At 57.5% G+C, this 15,781-nt stretch carries 21 protein-coding genes and 1 other RNA gene; 15 read left to right on the top strand and 7 right to left on the bottom strand.

Annotated elements, in window-relative coordinates:
• The first annotated feature begins 137 nt into the window (after positions 1–137).
• The 6 genes from VJ698_RS13755 to VJ698_RS13730 all read left to right on the top strand — a co-directional run bounded on the left by VJ698_RS13755 (position 138) and on the right by VJ698_RS13730 (position 3,988).
• Positions 138–815 (top strand): OmpA family protein, encoded by a 678-nt coding sequence (locus tag VJ698_RS13755; RefSeq protein WP_324103343.1) that lies wholly within the window; start codon positions 138–140, stop codon positions 813–815.
• 285 nt (positions 816–1,100) lie between these two features.
• Positions 1,101–1,745 (top strand): outer membrane protein OmpA, encoded by a 645-nt coding sequence (ompA, locus tag VJ698_RS13750; RefSeq protein WP_324103342.1) that lies wholly within the window; start codon positions 1,101–1,103, stop codon positions 1,743–1,745.
• Between the two features lie 110 nt (positions 1,746–1,855).
• Complete coding sequence (gene ubiG, locus VJ698_RS13745; RefSeq protein WP_324103341.1) at positions 1,856–2,551, top strand: bifunctional 2-polyprenyl-6-hydroxyphenol methylase/3-demethylubiquinol 3-O-methyltransferase UbiG; 696 nt, start codon at positions 1,856–1,858, stop codon at positions 2,549–2,551.
• Between the two features lie 65 nt (positions 2,552–2,616).
• Positions 2,617–3,321 (top strand): HAD-IA family hydrolase, encoded by a 705-nt coding sequence (locus tag VJ698_RS13740; protein ID WP_324103340.1) that lies wholly within the window; start codon positions 2,617–2,619, stop codon positions 3,319–3,321.
• 13 nt (positions 3,322–3,334) lie between these two features.
• Positions 3,335–3,711, top strand: a transfer-messenger RNA (tmRNA) gene (ssrA, locus tag VJ698_RS13735).
• Between the two features lie 124 nt (positions 3,712–3,835).
• Entirely contained in the window at positions 3,836–3,988 is a 153-nt protein-coding gene (locus VJ698_RS13730; RefSeq protein WP_324103339.1) for a hypothetical protein, read from the top strand.
• A gap of 9 nt (positions 3,989–3,997) precedes the next feature.
• Here VJ698_RS13730 and VJ698_RS13725 read toward each other — a convergent pair whose 3' ends face one another.
• The 4 genes from VJ698_RS13725 to VJ698_RS13710 all read right to left on the bottom strand — a co-directional run bounded on the left by VJ698_RS13725 (position 3,998) and on the right by VJ698_RS13710 (position 6,041).
• Positions 3,998–4,966: a PA2778 family cysteine peptidase gene (locus VJ698_RS13725; protein ID WP_324103338.1), complete on the bottom strand. Its 969-nt coding sequence runs from the start codon at positions 4,964–4,966 to the stop codon at positions 3,998–4,000.
• Complete coding sequence (locus VJ698_RS13720; protein WP_324103337.1) at positions 4,967–5,359, bottom strand: PA2779 family protein; 393 nt, start codon at positions 5,357–5,359, stop codon at positions 4,967–4,969.
• Between the two features lie 216 nt (positions 5,360–5,575).
• A complete protein-coding gene (locus VJ698_RS13715) occupies positions 5,576–5,827 on the bottom strand; it encodes a hypothetical protein (protein ID WP_324103336.1) in 252 nt (83 codons plus the stop codon).
• Between the two features lies 1 nt (position 5,828).
• Positions 5,829–6,041 carry a hypothetical protein gene (locus VJ698_RS13710; RefSeq protein WP_324103335.1) on the bottom strand — a complete coding sequence of 71 codons (213 nt, stop codon included), beginning with the start codon at positions 6,039–6,041 and terminating at the stop codon, positions 5,829–5,831.
• A 277-nt stretch (positions 6,042–6,318) separates the two neighbouring features.
• On the opposite strand from VJ698_RS13710, the gene VJ698_RS13705 reads away from it, so the two are divergent.
• The 3 genes from VJ698_RS13705 to thpR all read left to right on the top strand — a co-directional run bounded on the left by VJ698_RS13705 (position 6,319) and on the right by thpR (position 8,486).
• Positions 6,319–6,738: a hypothetical protein gene (locus VJ698_RS13705; protein WP_324103334.1), complete on the top strand. Its 420-nt coding sequence runs from the start codon at positions 6,319–6,321 to the stop codon at positions 6,736–6,738.
• A gap of 178 nt (positions 6,739–6,916) precedes the next feature.
• On the top strand, positions 6,917–7,864 hold the full coding sequence (locus VJ698_RS13700; RefSeq protein ID WP_414691157.1) for a metallophosphoesterase family protein: 948 nt from the start codon (positions 6,917–6,919) through the stop codon (positions 7,862–7,864).
• A 34-nt stretch (positions 7,865–7,898) separates the two neighbouring features.
• Positions 7,899–8,486, top strand: coding sequence for an RNA 2',3'-cyclic phosphodiesterase (gene thpR, locus VJ698_RS13695; RefSeq protein WP_324103333.1), 588 nt, complete (start codon positions 7,899–7,901; stop codon positions 8,484–8,486).
• Between the two features lie 164 nt (positions 8,487–8,650).
• Here the strand turns inward: thpR and tcdA are convergent, their stop codons facing one another.
• Positions 8,651–9,508, bottom strand: coding sequence for a tRNA cyclic N6-threonylcarbamoyladenosine(37) synthase TcdA (tcdA, locus tag VJ698_RS13690; RefSeq protein ID WP_324103332.1), 858 nt, complete (start codon positions 9,506–9,508; stop codon positions 8,651–8,653).
• A gap of 91 nt (positions 9,509–9,599) precedes the next feature.
• Here tcdA and VJ698_RS13685 point away from each other — a divergent pair, with 91 nt between their 5' ends.
• The 3 genes from VJ698_RS13685 (at position 9,600) to VJ698_RS13675 (ending at position 12,872) form a co-directional block, all read left to right on the top strand.
• On the top strand, positions 9,600–10,751 hold the full coding sequence (locus tag VJ698_RS13685) for an MFS transporter (protein ID WP_324103331.1): 1,152 nt from the start codon (positions 9,600–9,602) through the stop codon (positions 10,749–10,751).
• 214 nt (positions 10,752–10,965) lie between these two features.
• Entirely contained in the window at positions 10,966–11,601 is a 636-nt protein-coding gene (gene pdxH, locus VJ698_RS13680) for a pyridoxamine 5'-phosphate oxidase (protein WP_324103330.1), read from the top strand.
• A gap of 62 nt (positions 11,602–11,663) precedes the next feature.
• On the top strand, positions 11,664–12,872 hold the full coding sequence (locus tag VJ698_RS13675) for a cyclopropane-fatty-acyl-phospholipid synthase family protein (protein WP_324103329.1): 1,209 nt from the start codon (positions 11,664–11,666) through the stop codon (positions 12,870–12,872).
• Positions 12,873–12,905: 33 nt separating this feature from the next.
• Here VJ698_RS13675 and VJ698_RS13670 read toward each other — a convergent pair whose 3' ends face one another.
• Together VJ698_RS13670 and msrA are read right to left on the bottom strand one after the other, a co-directional pair.
• The gene (locus tag VJ698_RS13670) at positions 12,906–13,310 is read right to left on the bottom strand and encodes an HIT family protein (RefSeq protein WP_324103328.1); all 405 of its coding nucleotides are present in this window, start codon (positions 13,308–13,310) and stop codon (positions 12,906–12,908) included.
• Between the two features lie 20 nt (positions 13,311–13,330).
• Positions 13,331–13,867, bottom strand: coding sequence for a peptide-methionine (S)-S-oxide reductase MsrA (gene msrA / locus VJ698_RS13665; RefSeq protein ID WP_324103327.1), 537 nt, complete (start codon positions 13,865–13,867; stop codon positions 13,331–13,333).
• Positions 13,868–14,158: 291 nt separating this feature from the next.
• Here msrA and VJ698_RS13660 point away from each other — a divergent pair, with 291 nt between their 5' ends.
• The 3 genes from VJ698_RS13660 to VJ698_RS13650 form a co-directional block, all read left to right on the top strand.
• Complete coding sequence (locus tag VJ698_RS13660; protein WP_324103326.1) at positions 14,159–14,308, top strand: hypothetical protein; 150 nt, start codon at positions 14,159–14,161, stop codon at positions 14,306–14,308.
• Positions 14,309–14,478: 170 nt separating this feature from the next.
• Positions 14,479–14,994, top strand: a complete 516-nt coding sequence (locus VJ698_RS13655) for a flavin reductase family protein (protein WP_324103325.1) — start codon at positions 14,479–14,481, stop codon at positions 14,992–14,994.
• A 52-nt stretch (positions 14,995–15,046) separates the two neighbouring features.
• Positions 15,047–15,781 (top strand): acyl-CoA dehydrogenase family protein (locus VJ698_RS13650; protein ID WP_324103324.1); only part of this gene is annotated, 735 nt, incomplete at its 3' end.

Genomic DNA, 15,781 nt, shown 5'->3' with positions numbered 1-15,781 from the left:
CCGCGCCTTCCCCGGCCTCGGCCGCACCCGGAAGGCGCGTGTTATTCCATGGGCGCGGAATTGCAAAAAATGTGATTAAATTGCCTGTTGCAAGCGGCAAAAATATCATTTCTACAAATAACCGTTAGTAAAAAAACATGCTCAATAAAATTACGCTTGGCCTCGCCTTGGGCGTCAGCGCAGTCTCTGCCGCCGCCCAAACCACTTCCGACATCAAGGCAAATCCCGGTAACAGCGCTTACGTGCAGGACGGTCGCGGCATCATCGCGCGCAGCCCGTTCGGCTTGTGCTGGCGCACCGGATACTGGACCCCCGCCGATGCAGTGCCCGGCTGCGACGGAGAATTGACTCCGCCGGTAGCGAAACCGACCGCGCCCGCGGTTGCTCCTCCCCCGGTGGCGCAAGCGCCTGCCGCACCGGTCGCTCCCAAACGTTGCGACTTCGCAGTGACATTGAGCAGCGACGAAACCTTCGCATTCAACAAAGCTGTGCTGAGCGGCGCTGCGAAAAAGCGTATCGACAGCGATGTGGTTTCTCGGCTCACGAGCTGCGCCAAGGTGGATATCGTGCTCGTCACGGGTCACACCGACCGCCTCGGCTCGCAGGCCTATAACCAGCGTCTCTCTGAAAAACGTGCCGATGCAGTGGCTGCCTACCTGAAGAGCAAGGGAGTTGGCGCCAACATCGACACACTGGGCGCAGGAAAGACGCAATCCATCAAGGCCTGCAACGACAAGTTGCCGCGCAAGCAATTAATTGAATGTCTCGCTCCCAACCGGCGCGTCGTCATTGAGGTTCGCGGCCTCGCAAAGTGAAATGCGATCAACTAAAAGATCCCTGTGACCTACGCAGGGATCTTTTAAAAACTCCAGCTTTTTTATATATCCGTTGCGAAAACACAACGGCCCATCAAAATCGCCGTATCGTTGACTTTGCAATAATCGATGCACATCAGGCGTATGGCAAAATGTAGTTAATTAAACGGCATTGCAGGTGAACAACCTCGCCAAACGACGATCTAATAGCATGTGGTAATATAAGTTCCAAAATGTCATTTGTTGCGCAGTGACCCTGCGGATATCTCAACCAAGAGGAAAAATATGAATAAATTAGCAAAACTCGTCTTTGCTGCGTCCGCAGTCATTTCGTTCTCCGCTTCGGCCCAGCAAGATATCCAGGCAAAAACCCCGAACAGCGCATACCTGCAAGATAGCCGTGGCGTGATCGCACGCGATCCGTTCGGCCTGTGCTGGCATACCGGCTACTGGACTCCGGCCGATTCCGTTGGTGGCTGCGATGGCGAGATCGCCAAGGCTGCTCCGGCTCCCGCTCCTGCTGCACCGGCACCCGCTCCGGCCCCAGCTCCTGCTCCGGCACCTGCCCCGGTCTCGGAAAAAGTCACGTTTGCTGCCGACACCTTCTTTGACTTCGACAAGGCCGTGCTGAAACCCGATGGCAAGGCAAAGCTGGATGATCTGACTTCGAAGCTCCAGGGCATGAACCTGGAAGTGATTATCGCCGTTGGTCACACCGACTCGATTGGTACTGACAGCTACAATCAGAAACTGTCCGTCCGCCGTGCGGAAGCCGTGAAGGCCTACCTGGTTTCCAAGGGCGTTGAAGCCAACCGCGTCTACACTGAAGGTAAGGGCGAGAAACAGCCTGTTGCAAGCAACAAGACTGCTGCTGGCCGCGCCAAGAACCGCCGCGTTGAAATCGAAGTTGTTGGTACCCGTACCCGCTAATCGATTCACAAAGAACAAAACCCCGCTTCGGCGGGGTTTTTTTATGGCTGCGCTGCGGAATTGCCTCCCGCGCCACGACATGCGGCCGTATTCCAGCTATCATTTACACTATGAATGCCGATCCCCTCGAACTGCAAAAATTCAGCGACCTCGCTCACCGGTGGTGGGACCCGACCTCTGAATTCCGTCCCCTCCACGAAATCAATCCGCTCCGGCTTGAATGGATCAACACGCGCATTCCGCTGGCCGGAAAAACCGTAGTTGATATCGGCTGCGGAGGAGGCATCCTTACAGAGTCGATGGCAAAAAAAGGGGCCAAGGTCACAGGTATCGATCTGTCGGAAAAGGCCCTGAAGGTGGCCGATCTGCACAGCCTGGAGTCGGGCGTGCAGGTCCGTTACGAGATGATTTCCGCTGAAGACCTCGCCGCGCGCGAACCAGGTGCTTACGATGTGGTTACCTGCATGGAAATGCTCGAGCATGTACCCGACCCGGCCGCCGTTGTGCAGGCTTGCGCCAATCTCGTCAAGCCAGGCGGGCACGTATTTTTCTCCACGATCAACCGCAACCCGAAAGCCTATCTGTTCGCAGTGATCGGTGCAGAGTACATACTGCGAATGCTTCCGAAGGGGACGCACGATTACGCAAAGTTCATCACCCCAGCCGAACTGGCGCAATTCATTCGGCACGCCGGATTGACATTGGAAGGCTTGAAAGGGATGGGTTATAACCCCCTGACACAGGTGTATTCGCTAAATCAGAATACCGATGTCAATTATCTGGTTGCCTGCACCAGGCCGGCTTAAAAAAGCATACTGGCGAATCACCTTCCAGCCCGACAAACAAGCGCCTGCCTCACCACGACGAAACCATGGCATTAACCGCACCCCGTGCCATCCTGTTTGACCTGGATGGCACCCTTGCCGATACCGCGCCGGACCTTGCTGCGGCCATGAACCGTGTGCGCGCAGGGCGCGGCCTTGCACCTACGCCGTATGAGCAGCTGCGACCGGTAGCTTCGGCTGGAGCGCGCGGGCTGATCGGCGCATCGTTTGGACTGCAACCGAATGACGAAGGTTACAACGCGTTGCGCGATGACTTCCTGGATAGCTATGAAGCATTTATCGCGGTAGAAAGCCGTCTGTTTGATGGCATCGATGCATTGCTGGCAAGCTTGCAGGAATGCGGGCTGCCATGGGGAATCGTGACCAACAAAGCAGCCCGCTTTACCGAACGGCTCGTGCCGCAGATCGGTCTTGGCCATGCAGGTTGCGTGATTTCCGGCGATACCACACCGCATTCCAAACCCCACCCTGCTCCACTGCTCGAAGCGGCCACCCGTCTCGGCGTGACTCCACAAGAGTGCTGGTACGTCGGTGATGACCTGCGCGATATTCAGGCCGGCCGTGCAGCAGGCATGATCACTATTGCTGCAGCCTGGGGTTACTGTGGCCATGTCGAACCTGCCACATGGGATGCGCACGCGCTGGCCAACTCGCCGACTGGTCTTATGGATTTAATTCGTGGCCAGGCCTTGAATTCCATCAGTCGAGTCACATCTAGTGCGGTACAATAGTTCCGACTGATCTGGGGGCGACCTGGTTTCGACAGGGGTTGCGAAGCAGTACAGGGCATGCCGAGGGCTGGTCACCTCGTAAATCCAACCGGAAATGCTTAAATGCAAACGATGAAACTTACGCTCTCGCAGCGTAATCCTCTAGGAACTTAATAACTTCTTAGCTCTACACCGTCTTGTCTCTGGGGCGGGCTGGCAACAGCAGTAGAGTCACTCACAGGGAATCGCGTTGCACCGGGTTACTTGGTGTAACGTTAAAAATAGGTAACTCGCCTTGACGAAGCGCGTGCGTCCGCGTCGACAAGGTTAAAACCAGTAGGCTGCACTACGCATGTAGAACTGGCTGTAGAGGATTTCTGGACGCGGGTTCGATTCCCGCCGCCTCCACCAACTCGAATTATTTCGAGCAGCATTTGTCAGAGAACCCACGCAAGCATCGCTGTTTGCGTGGGTTTTTTGCTTTCTCCCCCGACAACACCAATCCTGAGCTGAGGCGTCCATGGCAATGAGACACATGAAAGGCTTGACGATTATCCAGCTGATGCTCTTGTTGTTCATTGCCGGCATCGCTGCAACGGTCCTGATTGACTTTCTTGTCGGGATGCGGTGTGAAGGCAATCCGACGTTAAAGCTTTGCGTGGATCGGAAGGAAAGTCGTACAAGGTGACGCGACGGTTCACTTTGCCTTGCTTTTTCGGGTTTCGATCGCACGCAATGTCGCGCGGGCATCGTCTCGCCAAGGACCGTCCAGTGCCACAGCCTTCTCGGCTGCATTACGCGCTTCCTCAAAGCGACCGAGTTCGGCCAGTACCGTTGCCAGGTTATTGAATGCCGCTCCGCTGTCCGGATGATCCCGTGCTGCACTCCGAAACGCATCGGCCGCCGCAACGCGATCGCCCGAAGCATACGCTGTATTGCCATAGCCCATCTGCAAGGTCAGGTTGTGCGGCCAGCGCTTCAACGCGCTTGCATATGCCTTGCGTGCGCGAGACGGCTCGTTGTTTTTTTCAAATGCCACGAGTTCTTCCGTTGCGGTTTGCTCGTCGACGGTCATCGGCATCCGCCCCGGCTGCAACACGACTTCCCCCCAATAGTTGCCTCGCGCCCAAGTGTGCTCGAATGTCGAGAGCGGCATTACTTCGCGCGCTGTCGTACCTGACCGCAGGATGATGTCGCCCTTGTCCAGGTCATATCCGATCGCTACCGCGTAGTGCCACAAAGGGAACAAGGGCAGGCTCAGGTTTTGCAGAACAATGACCGGATTGCCTGCAGCAAGCTCGGCAAGCAAGGATTCAAGGCGAGGAGGAATGGTCATGCTGACAACACCGTTGCGCCGTGCGGCTGCAAGCATTTCCGGCTGCAGACTGCCTTCGCGCTGCGGAACATAAACTTGCGGAACCAATGCATCTGGCGTGATCTTGACACCGGCTGCATTCAACGACATTGCCAGTGCAGCGGGTCCGCACTGGTAACGTTCCTGCGGAAAGAAAGGTGTCGCCACCAGCTCGATATGGCGCGGCAAGGAAGTCGCCGCCGGGGACTGCAGGAGGGATCGTGTCTGGGTGGCGCAACCTGACAGGAGCGCCAGCACCAATAGCAATCCCGGCGCAAAACCGCGCCAGGAATGCCATTTATGAAGCTGCATTTACCTTCTGGAACGGGTGAAGGGGAATACCTTCGTAAGCCCGAGGATATCGGTGACAAGCAGCACGACGAAAATCAGGACCAGCGCGCCGACGACATCGCCACCTGCGGGGAGGCTGTCGATCTGCTTCGCCAGCGTGGCTGCTTCCGAATCACTGAGTGCGGCGACGCGCTCCTGTGCATCAACCTTGTTGACGCCCATCTTTTCGAGTTGCGTCATGACTTCCGGCCGATCAAGCGCAGCGGCGATTCGCTCCCTGTTCTGCTGGCCTGAATTTGCGGCCAGCACCTGATCGGTACCGATCATCGCGGCCTGGACAGTCTGGGTAAAGCCTACAAAGGTGAAGGCGCTCAGCAGCATCCAGACAAACGCTCTTTTTAATTTCTGAATCATGATTCCCTCTTCTTGGCAAAGCTGTTGATGCCGATGAACAGAAGGCAGCAACCGCGAGTGGTTACTACTGAAACACTGAAAGTCTATCACCTGGCTTTTGATGTTAGCCGTTCAGAAACATATCTTAACAACTTCAACATATTGAAAAAATTCAATGTTGAAGTTCGTCAAATCCATTGAACGGGGCTTCTTCTCCGCGGGCATTTCCACTTGCAACTACGGCCAAGGCATCGGATTCATGTCGATGTACTGGCGTGATTCCCCATTTGACATGCTTTCATCTGAAGGACTTCCATCACCAAGTTTCGGTCCGACGATCCTTCCGATCTCGCGGCGCGATTCGTTGAAGTCAGAAGGCAGCAAGGGCGACTCGCCATTCGGCCAGTTCGTGATTGCCCATCTCGTGAGATCTTCGAAGCGCTGAATCAGCTCGGCTGCGTACTTGTCGCATTCTTGCTTGGTAGCCATGTCAGATCTTCCTCTGCTCATCCTGTGGCGAAGGGCAACTACTTTTCCCGAGCTTCTCCGGGTCAGGCCGGATTTCGTCCAGCTCCGGCATATTCTCCGCAACGATGTCAGCCGGCAAGCCAATGTCATCGACACCAAGCGGATTGTCCTTCGTGCGAGCCATCCGGGGGTCAGGTCTTTCGGCTTCGATTGGATCACGTTGCAAGTCGCTCATAAGCCCTCCAAATAAAAATTAGACGAAATGGCATCATGATGGTTCGACTACCTTGCAACGCGCCGGCAAGAACTATCGATATGCGGCGTCATCCTATGTCCAGGGTCTGCCAAGGAATAAATTGTGCGGTTTGGCGGTCATAGCGGGATGCGATACAAGACATTGGATGCACTGCAGTACGTGCAGGCAATGCTGTAGCGCAAACGCCTTGACGAGCAAAAGTGTGACCATTTATTGCTTGGCAGGCTCTCATGCTAACGATAGTCAGGAGAATCGCATGGCACCGCAACCCAGGCATTACATGGATGAACCGGATATCGGAAGCGGCGAGAAGGCGCCGGCACAGGACGAGGTGGAGCGCGACGAGCGCAGGATAAACCCTGCGGCGGGCCATCCGAATGGCGATCAGAAGGCGCAGAAGCCGAACGGAAGGCACGCGGACGGACATCCCCGCGAGCAGGATCACCCACCGGCTGCTCAGGAAGGACGCATTCTGCGAAGCGACGAGCATCTTGCGCGCATCGTTGCAGTCCGCCAATCCGACGAGACCTTTGAAGCGCAGGTTTATGTGCGGCTGGCGCGCGAACCGGAGATCGCAGAGACCTACATTCCGGTCGGGACATTTCCTACGGAGGCAGAGGCGTGGAAAGCCGCCGAGGAGCGTGCAAAACGCGCGTTCAGGGAACACGAATTCTAGTCTCGCCCCTTTTGTTGCACGCACAATCGTTTGCTGAGCGCATTCGTCATCCGTTTTGCGCGTCATCACACATGCCACCGTGCTCCGCGTCGGCACATGCTGCTGCGCAATACCCATGCGCGCCATTCCGCCGATCCACTACAATAGGCCCCTGTCAGAACAACAATACCGGCATCCAATGACCGCTTCCAAACGCTTCCGCAATCCACTTCATTTCATCCTGGTATTTGCCTTGGCCTGCACGCAGGCGGCGTGCCAGTCGAACAAGGGCTCGCATGAAGAGACCGCCAAAGCGGCATTGACGACCGACAAGGGCGTCACGGTGTATGCGGCCGGTGATATTGCCGATTGCCGGAACCGCAAGCCGGAAGACAGCGGCGCGGCCAAAACGGCGGCGCAGATCATTCCGGGCCTTGCGCAAGACAGCCAGGCTGCAGTGCTTGCTCTGGGCGACAATACCTATCCGGTTGGACTGCTCAGCGAGTTCACGGATTGCTACGAGCCCACTTGGGGGAAATTCAAGCAACGCACCCATCCGGCGCCGGGGAATCACGAATACTACACGCCGAATGCCGTCGGGTATTACGCCTATTTCGGAGCCATCGCGGGGCCGACACGTTACGGCTACTACAGCTTTGACATCGGCAGCTGGCATGTCATTTCGCTCAACAGCTACCTGAAGCCGGAGCAGCACAAGGTGCAGATGGAATGGCTCAAGGCCGATCTTGAAAAGAACAAGGCGCATTGCACACTGGCATATTGGCATCATCCGGTATTCAGTTCCGGAGGACACGGGAGCAATGCCCAGATGATCGAAGCATGGAAAATGCTGTACGACTCAGGCGCAGAGCTGGTGCTGTCCGGACATGACCATGATTACGAACGCTTCGCGCCGCAGGATGCCGATGGCCATCGCGACGAACAGCGCGGCATGCGCCAGTTCGTAGTCGGTACCGGCGGTGCGAAGCTGACGCCGTTCCGCTTCCGGAAATTCAACAGCCAGGTCAGCGATAACTCCACGCACGGCGTGCTGAAGTTGTCGCTCAAGAATGAAGGTTATGAATGGGAATTCCTGCCCGTCGACAAGGACGGGTTCACGGATCACGGCAGCGCGCTCTGCCATTGAGGACCAGCGCGCAGCTTGCCGACAGGAGGATGCAATGACGATGAACGCGAGACCGAATGAATCGCTGCGCCTGTTCTTCGCACTCTGGCCTGACGATCTGACGCGTGCGGCACTGGTGGAAGTGCAATCGTCACTGCGTGGACGGTTGGTGCCCTGCCACAACATCCACCTGACGTTGGCCTTCCTCGGACAACAGCCAGCCACCATCCTGCCAGCCGCGAAAGAAATCCTCACGCATCTCGGATCCCCTTCCTCTATCTTGCTGCTGGACCGTGTCGGCTATTTCCCGCGCAAGCATATTGCCTGGGTTGGTACGCATCGCGCACCTGATGAACTGCATTCGCTGCAGGAAGAACTGGCCGGCGCCTTGCTGCGAGAAGGCATTCCGAGTGACGCCCGGCAGTCATTCAAGCCGCACATTACCCTTGCCCGCGATGCGTCGCCGCCCTCGGATTTCGCGTTCAATCCAATCGAATGGCATGCCAGCGAAGTGGCCTTGGTGCAATCGGTTACGACGGCGGAAGGAGCGCGCTATGAAGTGCTCGCATCGCGCTCGCTGGATGAGACTTGCTGGGTACCCGATGTAAAGGCTGGCGACGCAAGCGGGCTGCCGCCCGCTTAGGGCCTGTCTAGGAATAAATTGTGCATTTTGCCGGGCGTGGCGGAATGCAATGCAAGGCGTTCGTTGCGCCGCAGTGCGGGCACTGCAAGCAGCGAACAACGCCGCGGCGCGCCCGCCATGGCTGAGAAAAATGTGCAATTTATTCCTGGACAGGCCCTTAGATCTCAGCCAGCCTGTCGATTGGTGTTGATTGACGCTGTCTCTTCCGCCAGCCTTCGGAGCACCTGCGCGGCAGCGACCAGGCCGAACGATGCGGTCACGGCCATTGTCGATCCGAAGCCCGCGCAATTCAGCCCGGTCACGCCGGACTTGTCATCGTCATCTATTGCACATGCTTCGCCGCTCTCGGGAAAGCGCAGGGGTTCAGTGGAAAACACCGCGTCGATGCCGAACTTGTTCTTCGTGCCTCGAGGGAAACCGTGCTCGGCGCGCAGGCGCTTGCGTACCTTGGCCAGCAAGGGCTCCTGCTCGGTGCGGGAAAGGTCGCGGATTTCAATCCGGGTCGGATCCATCTGACCGCCGGCGCCGCCGATCGTGATCAGCCTGATACCCTTGGCTCGGCAGTAGGCGATCAACGCGGTCTTGGCCTTGACGCTATCAATGGCATCAATGACATAGTCATAGGAATGTGCGCCGATCATCTGGTCGAGATTTTCCGGCGTGACAAAATCTTCAACCTCGGTGACTTCGCAAAACGGGTTGATCTGCCTGATGCGTTCTGCGAGCGCGGTCACCTTGGCCTTGCCGAGCGTCTCGGTCAATGCATGGATCTGGCGATTGACGTTCGACTCCGCCACGTTGTCGAGGTCGATCATCGTAATACGCCCGATCGCACTGCGTGCGAGGGCTTCGACAATCCACGAGCCGACGCCACCCACGCCGACGACACATACGTGTGCGCGGCGAAAGCGCGACAGCGCAGCATCGCCATACAAGCGTGCGATGCCGCCGAAGCGACGATCGAAATCAATGTCGCAGGTCGAGGAATCAAAAGAAGGATCAAGGGAAACAATTGCGTTCATCTCGCCATTTTAACGGACAGCAACGCACTATGTTTTCCTCTAGAATGATTCTTGCAGATCTCCTGCCATTGCCTTCCCGTATCGCCCTGCCGTGCTTCCCTCCGTTCCGCTGCTGCAGCTTATCCTTGTGTCATTGACCGCGCATGCGGCGCTGGCCGGTACCCGGGTGACGACCTCGCTCTATGCGCTCTCGATGCACGCATCAGAATTCACTGTTGGCACATTGATAGCCCTGTTCTCGCTTTTCCCGATGCTGTTCGCGGTGCCGGCAGGACGCCTGATCGACCGCGTCGGGATCATCCGGCCGATGCTCGCCGGATGCGCGTCGATCCTCATCGGCTGCGCACTGCCAGGCATCATTGGAGGATTGCCGATTCTTTATCTTGCCACTGTGCTCATCGGTACCGGATTCATGGCGGTACAGGTCGCGTCGCAGCACACCGTCGGCGAAATCAGCTCGGCGGAAAACCGTATATCCAATTTTGGCTGGCTGGCACTCGGGTTTTCGATTTCGGGATTCTGCGGCCCCGTGCTTGCCGGACTGATCATCGACCATGCCCGCTACAGTGCTGCCTACATGGTTTTTTCCGTCCTTGCGCTGGCAGCATTGACCCTGACCGCTCGCGGCCGGCTGCGGCACATCCGGCTCCGTCTGCACACCGAAGAGCTGCCGCCGGGCGGCGCGCTGGATCTGCTGCGCAAGGTGGAAATGCGGCACATTTATTTCGTCGGCACCCTGCTCTCGTCGGCATGGGACCTGTTCACCTTCGTGGTGCCGATCCAGGGCACGCGTTCTGGCTTCAGCGCATCGACCATCGGCCTGATCCTCGGCTGCTTTTCCGCCGCCACGTTCATGGTGCGTCTCGCCATGCCATGGATATCGCGGCGCCTGTCGGAATGGCAAGTGCTGGCATCGGCGCTGATGCTGGCAACGGTCTGCTACGCCTTGTTCCCGCTGATGCGACAACCGCTCCCGGTAATGGCCGTGGCGGCCTTGCTCGGGCTGGCGGTGGGATCCAGCCAACCGAATATGCTGGCGCTGCTGCATCATTGCGCCCCTGCAGGACGCGCGGCGGAGGCCGTGGGCATGCGGGTCACCATCGGGAATGCCTGCCAGGTGGTCCTGCCCCTGATGTTCGGCGGCGCAGGCGTCGCGCTCGGCTTGCCTGCCGTATTCTGGAGCATGGGCGCGATGATCGGTGCCGGCATTCCGCTCGCCTGGCGGAAAAGCGCGTCCCGGTAGCGCTGCGTCATCAAACCCTTACGGGCGCAAATACGCGCAGCGACTTTGTATTTCGATAAAATTGATGCAAGACAAGGCAGCCGGGCGCGGTATTCGTCTATGTTGCAGAAAATGCCCTTGTTGTGTCACGCGTGAAAACCATTCCGGGCGCCCGGATATCAAAGCTTGCATGAGCAGCAGCCGGACTGTTGCAAAACAATAAACAGGAACCAAGATGTCGATAGCAGATCTGCGTAAAGATTACAGTCGTGCCAGTTTGTCGGAGGCGGACACCCTGCCCAGTCCGATCGAGCAGTTCTCGAAGTGGTTTGGCGAGGCAATCGCGGCACAAGTGCCGGAAGCCAATGCGATGTGCGTCTCCACCGTCAACGCAAACGGCAGGCCGTCCTCGCGCATTCTGTTGATCAAGGAATTCGATCAGCGCGGCTTCACCTTCTTCACAAATTACGAGAGTCGCAAGGGGCATGAGTTAACGCAAAACCAATTTGCGGCATTGCTGTTTTACTGGATTGAACTGGAACGGCAGGTGCGCATCGAGGGTCGTGTCGAACGTCTGTCCGACGCCGAAAACGACGCCTATTTCCAAAGCCGTCCATTGAAAAGCCGCCTGGGCGCCATTGCATCGGCCCAAAGCCGTCCGATCGCCAGCCGCGAAGCGCTGGAAGAGAGAGTCACCCAGGTAGAACAACAATACGGAGAACACCCGTCCCGGCCGGCACATTGGGGCGGATTCAGGCTGGTACCGGATTACATCGAGTTCTGGCAGGGTCGTCCGTCGCGCCTGCATGACCGCATCGCGTATATCCTGCAGGCGGACGGCAACTGGCAACGGCAGAGGCTGCAGCCGTGACATAAGGCAGCTACCCGGAGTCGCATCACTCGATCAATCCGTTCCATATACGGAGGCACATCGTGTTTTGGGAAAAGAAGCTGGGAAGCTGGGTCGAAACGTTTCGCGGCCAGTCCGCATTGCCACTCAGGCTCGTGCTCTGGAACGGGCAACAGCTGGATCTCGGTGACCAGACACCACCCAAAGTCACGGTAAAGGTGCCGCACGTGTCAGCACTGGCTTACCTGCTGACGCCGTCGCTGTTCAACCTCGGCAAGGCCTATGTCGAAGGCAAGATCGAGGTTGAAGGGCGTGCCAGAGAGATCATCTCGATCGGCAGCGCACTCGCCACACATGCACTGAAGCCGGAAGGAAAATTCTCCCGTGTGGTGCGCTCGCTGCACCACACGAAGAAGAAAGACGAAGAAGCGATCCGCTACCACTACGACGTCTCCAACGAGTTCTACAGCAAGTGGCTCGACGAGAACATGGTTTACTCCTGCGCCTATTTCGAGAACGGCGAGGAAGACCTGGCCACCGGGCAGCTGAAGAAGATTGACCATATCCTCACCAAGATCCAGGTGCGGCCGGGCCATACGCTGCTCGATATCGGATGCGGCTGGGGCGCGCTGGTCATCCGCGCGGCACAGAAGTTCGGCGCGAAGTGCGTCGGCATCACCTTGTCGCAAAATCAGTACGAACTGGCGCGAGAACGGGTCATGAAGCTCGGACTCTCCGACCGCGTGGACATTCGTATCCAGGATTATCGCGATGTGACCGGCAACTACGACCGCATCACCAGCGTCGGCATGTTCGAGCATGTGGGCGCAAAGCACCTGCCGGAATATTTCCGCAAGATCTGCTCATTACTGTCCGACGACGGTATCGTGATGAATCACGGAATCACCACCACCGATCCGAAGAACGGCTCAACTGCCTATGGCGCCGGCGATTTCATCGAACAGTACGTCTTTCCATGTGGAGAGCTGGAACATATCGGCACCGTGCTGACGACGATGCAGGAAGGCGGACTGGAAGCCTACGATGTTGAAAACCTGCGGCGCCATTACGCGAGGACCTGCGGTATCTGGGCAGACAACTACGAGGCGCACGCCGACGCCATCAAATCGATGGTGGATGACAGGCGTTTCCGGATCTGGCGCGTCTACCTGGCGGGCTGCTCCTACGCATTCGCGCAGGACTGGGTCTCGCTGTACCAGGTTGTGTGCACCAAGGCCAACCGCGAGCCGACCATGTTGCCGTGGTCGCGACGCTACATCTATGCCAACTGAATGGAGCCTGCGGCAGCAGGCCGACGACTGTTCTTAGTCGAGCACGATCCTCGCAGCATATTCGCGCAGCTTGTCCATCCCGGGCTCCTTGCGCGGCCACGTGAGTTCGACGCCATCGCCGTGAAAACGCGGCAGCACGTGCAGATGCAGATGCGGCACTGTCTGCCAGCCGGCGGGCCTGTTCGCCTGAAGGACGGTAACGCCTTCCGGCTGGAAGGCCTTCTGCACCGCCTTGGCGATCCTGCATGCGGCCCGCATCATCGCCGCAGCCGATTCTTCATCCGCATCCATCAGCGTCTCGTAGGGCTTCTTCGTCGCCACCAGCACATGGCCCGGATTCACCTGACCGGCATCCATGAAGGCGTAAACCAGATCGTCTTCATACACCTTGACGCTCGGGATTTCGCCACGGATGATTTTTTCAAATACGGTTGTCACGTTCTCGTCCTCTCCTCCGCTCACTCCGCCGCCCTGGTCTTTTCCGCGAAGACCTTGCGGAATTTCGCCACCTTGGGTGCGACGATGAATGCACAATAGCCCTGCAGCGGATGCTGGCGGAAATAGTTCTGGTGATAATCCTCGGCCTTGTAATACTGCTCCGCCGGCTTGAGTTCGGTCACGATGGGCGCATCCCAGACGTTTGCCATGCAGGCGATCACCTGCTTTGCCGTTTCCTGTTGTTCGGTCGAATGGTAAAAAATCACCGAACGGTATTGCGTGCCGATGTCATTACCCTGGCGGTTCGGCGTGGTGGGGTCATGAATGGTGAAGAAAATTTCCAGGATCTCGCGATAGCTGACTACGGCCGGATCGAACTCGACACGAATCACTTCGGCGTGGCCGGTCGTCCCGTCGCACACCTGTTCATACGTCGGATTGGGCATGTGGCCGCCCGCATAGCCGGACTCGACGTGCAGCACGCCCTTCAGTTCCTGATACACCGCCTCCAGACACCAGAAGCATCCTCCGCCAAGTGTTGCTGTTTCGGTCGCCATCGTTAATCCCGTTACGTTATGACATGACTTTAGCGCAAACCGCCGCAGATCCCCAACCGATTCCGGTCAAGGCGTGATGTTTTCCCATTTGACGCAATACTGCCTGTTTCAAGGTACACCGTTTGCAGCGTGGTTTATGCAGTGCTGTATCATTTTTGCGACTTTGTTGTCAAGTCGATAAAACCATGATGCAAGCCACTTCCCTCGTCGAGTCGCTCAAGCGCGAACTGAAATTGGGCGGCATTATTTTATGCGCCCCTTGCCGGCTACATCTGCATGTCGGAAGTGAGCGTGAAACGCATGTTTTCGCTGAATAACTTCACGCTCCAGCGTCGCACCGGCGTCCTGAGGGTGATCAATATCGATTTTCACAACATCGCGCTGAACGTCCATGATGAATCGCTACTCATCTTCGAATGGGGCTTCGAGCAGGAAAAGTAAATCATCAGCGACATGAAATTGCCGGTCGCCGCGGTATCAAGGTGCAATCATTTGACTTCCGCGCAGATTTTTGCGCCATAACAGAAGCGAAAGTGATGAAATGCCTGGCGCGCCTGTCCGCGAGAAAATTTCTTTTTCGGCATAATGAGCACTATTTCCTGGATACTCAGATGTCAAAACAGTCTTCAAGCGCCGGGCCGCCGGAATTCGACACCCGCCATTTTCGCAATGCACTCTCGCAGTTCGCGACGGGCGTCACGATCATCACTACCTGTCTGCCCGACGGCAGTTTCCTCGGACTGACTGCCAGCTCATTCAACTCCGTGTCACTCGATCCGCCGCTAGTGTTATGGAGCCTTTCGCAAGCCGCTTCCAGCCTGCCTGTCTTCACCGGCAATTCCCATTACGTGATCAACGTGCTCGCCGGCGATCAGAAGGAGCTTGCGGAGCGTTTTTCGATGCGCATCGAGAACCGCTTCGAAGGCGTCGACTTCGACCTGTCGCGCACCGGCTTGCCTATCCTCAAGGGTGCGGCGGCCTGGTTCGAATGCCACAACCGTAGCCGTTACCCGGAAGGCGACCATGTCATTTTTGTCGGTGAAGTCGAACGCTGCGACGTCTCGCCGAAGCCCGCGCTCGTCTTCCATGCCGGGAAATTCGTATCGACCAGTACGATCAAGGAATAACAGGAACGGAGGTGTGCGCCTCCAGCATTTCTCTTTACCAGAGGACCCAACGATGACTTCCAAGACTACAAAAGCCCAGTTCCAATGGGACGATCCCTTGCTGCTGGACCAGCAACTCACCGACGACGAGCGCATGGTGCGCGATGCCGCCAACGCCTACTGCCAGGAAAGATTGCAGCCGCGTGTGCTCGAAGCCTTTCGTCACGAAAAGACCGACCCTGCCATCTTCCGCGAAATGGGCGCGCTCGGCCTGCTCGGCCCCACCATTCCCGAACAGTACGGCGGCCCCGGCCTGAACTACGTCAGCTACGGCCTGATCGCGCGCGAAGTCGAGCGTGTCGATTCCGGCTACCGCTCGATGATGAGCGTGCAGTCCTCGCTGGTCATGGTGCCGATCTTTGAATTCGGCAATGAACAGACGAAGCAAAAGTATCTTCCGAAGCTCTCCACCGGCGAATGGATCGGCTGCTTCGGCCTGACCGAACCCAACCACGGCTCCGACCCCGGCTCGATGGTCACCCGCGCGAAGAAAGTGGCGGGCGGCTACAGCCTGACCGGCAGCAAGATGTGGATTTCCAATTCCCCGATCGCCGACGTATTCGTGGTGTGGGCCAAGGATGACGAAGGAGCCGGGGGTGGCCAAATTCGCGGCTTCGTGCTGGAAAAAGGCTGGAAGGGATTATCCGCACCGGCGATCCACGGCAAGGTGGGCCTGCGCGCATCGATCACAGGCGAGATCGTGATGGATGAAGTGTTCTGCCCCGAAGAAAATGCCTTCCCGGAGGTG

This window comes from Noviherbaspirillum sp. (genome assembly GCF_035254685.1).
Lineage (GTDB): Bacteria > Pseudomonadota > Gammaproteobacteria > Burkholderiales > Burkholderiaceae_D > Noviherbaspirillum.
This window is presented reverse-complemented; position numbering and strand designations above follow the sequence as displayed.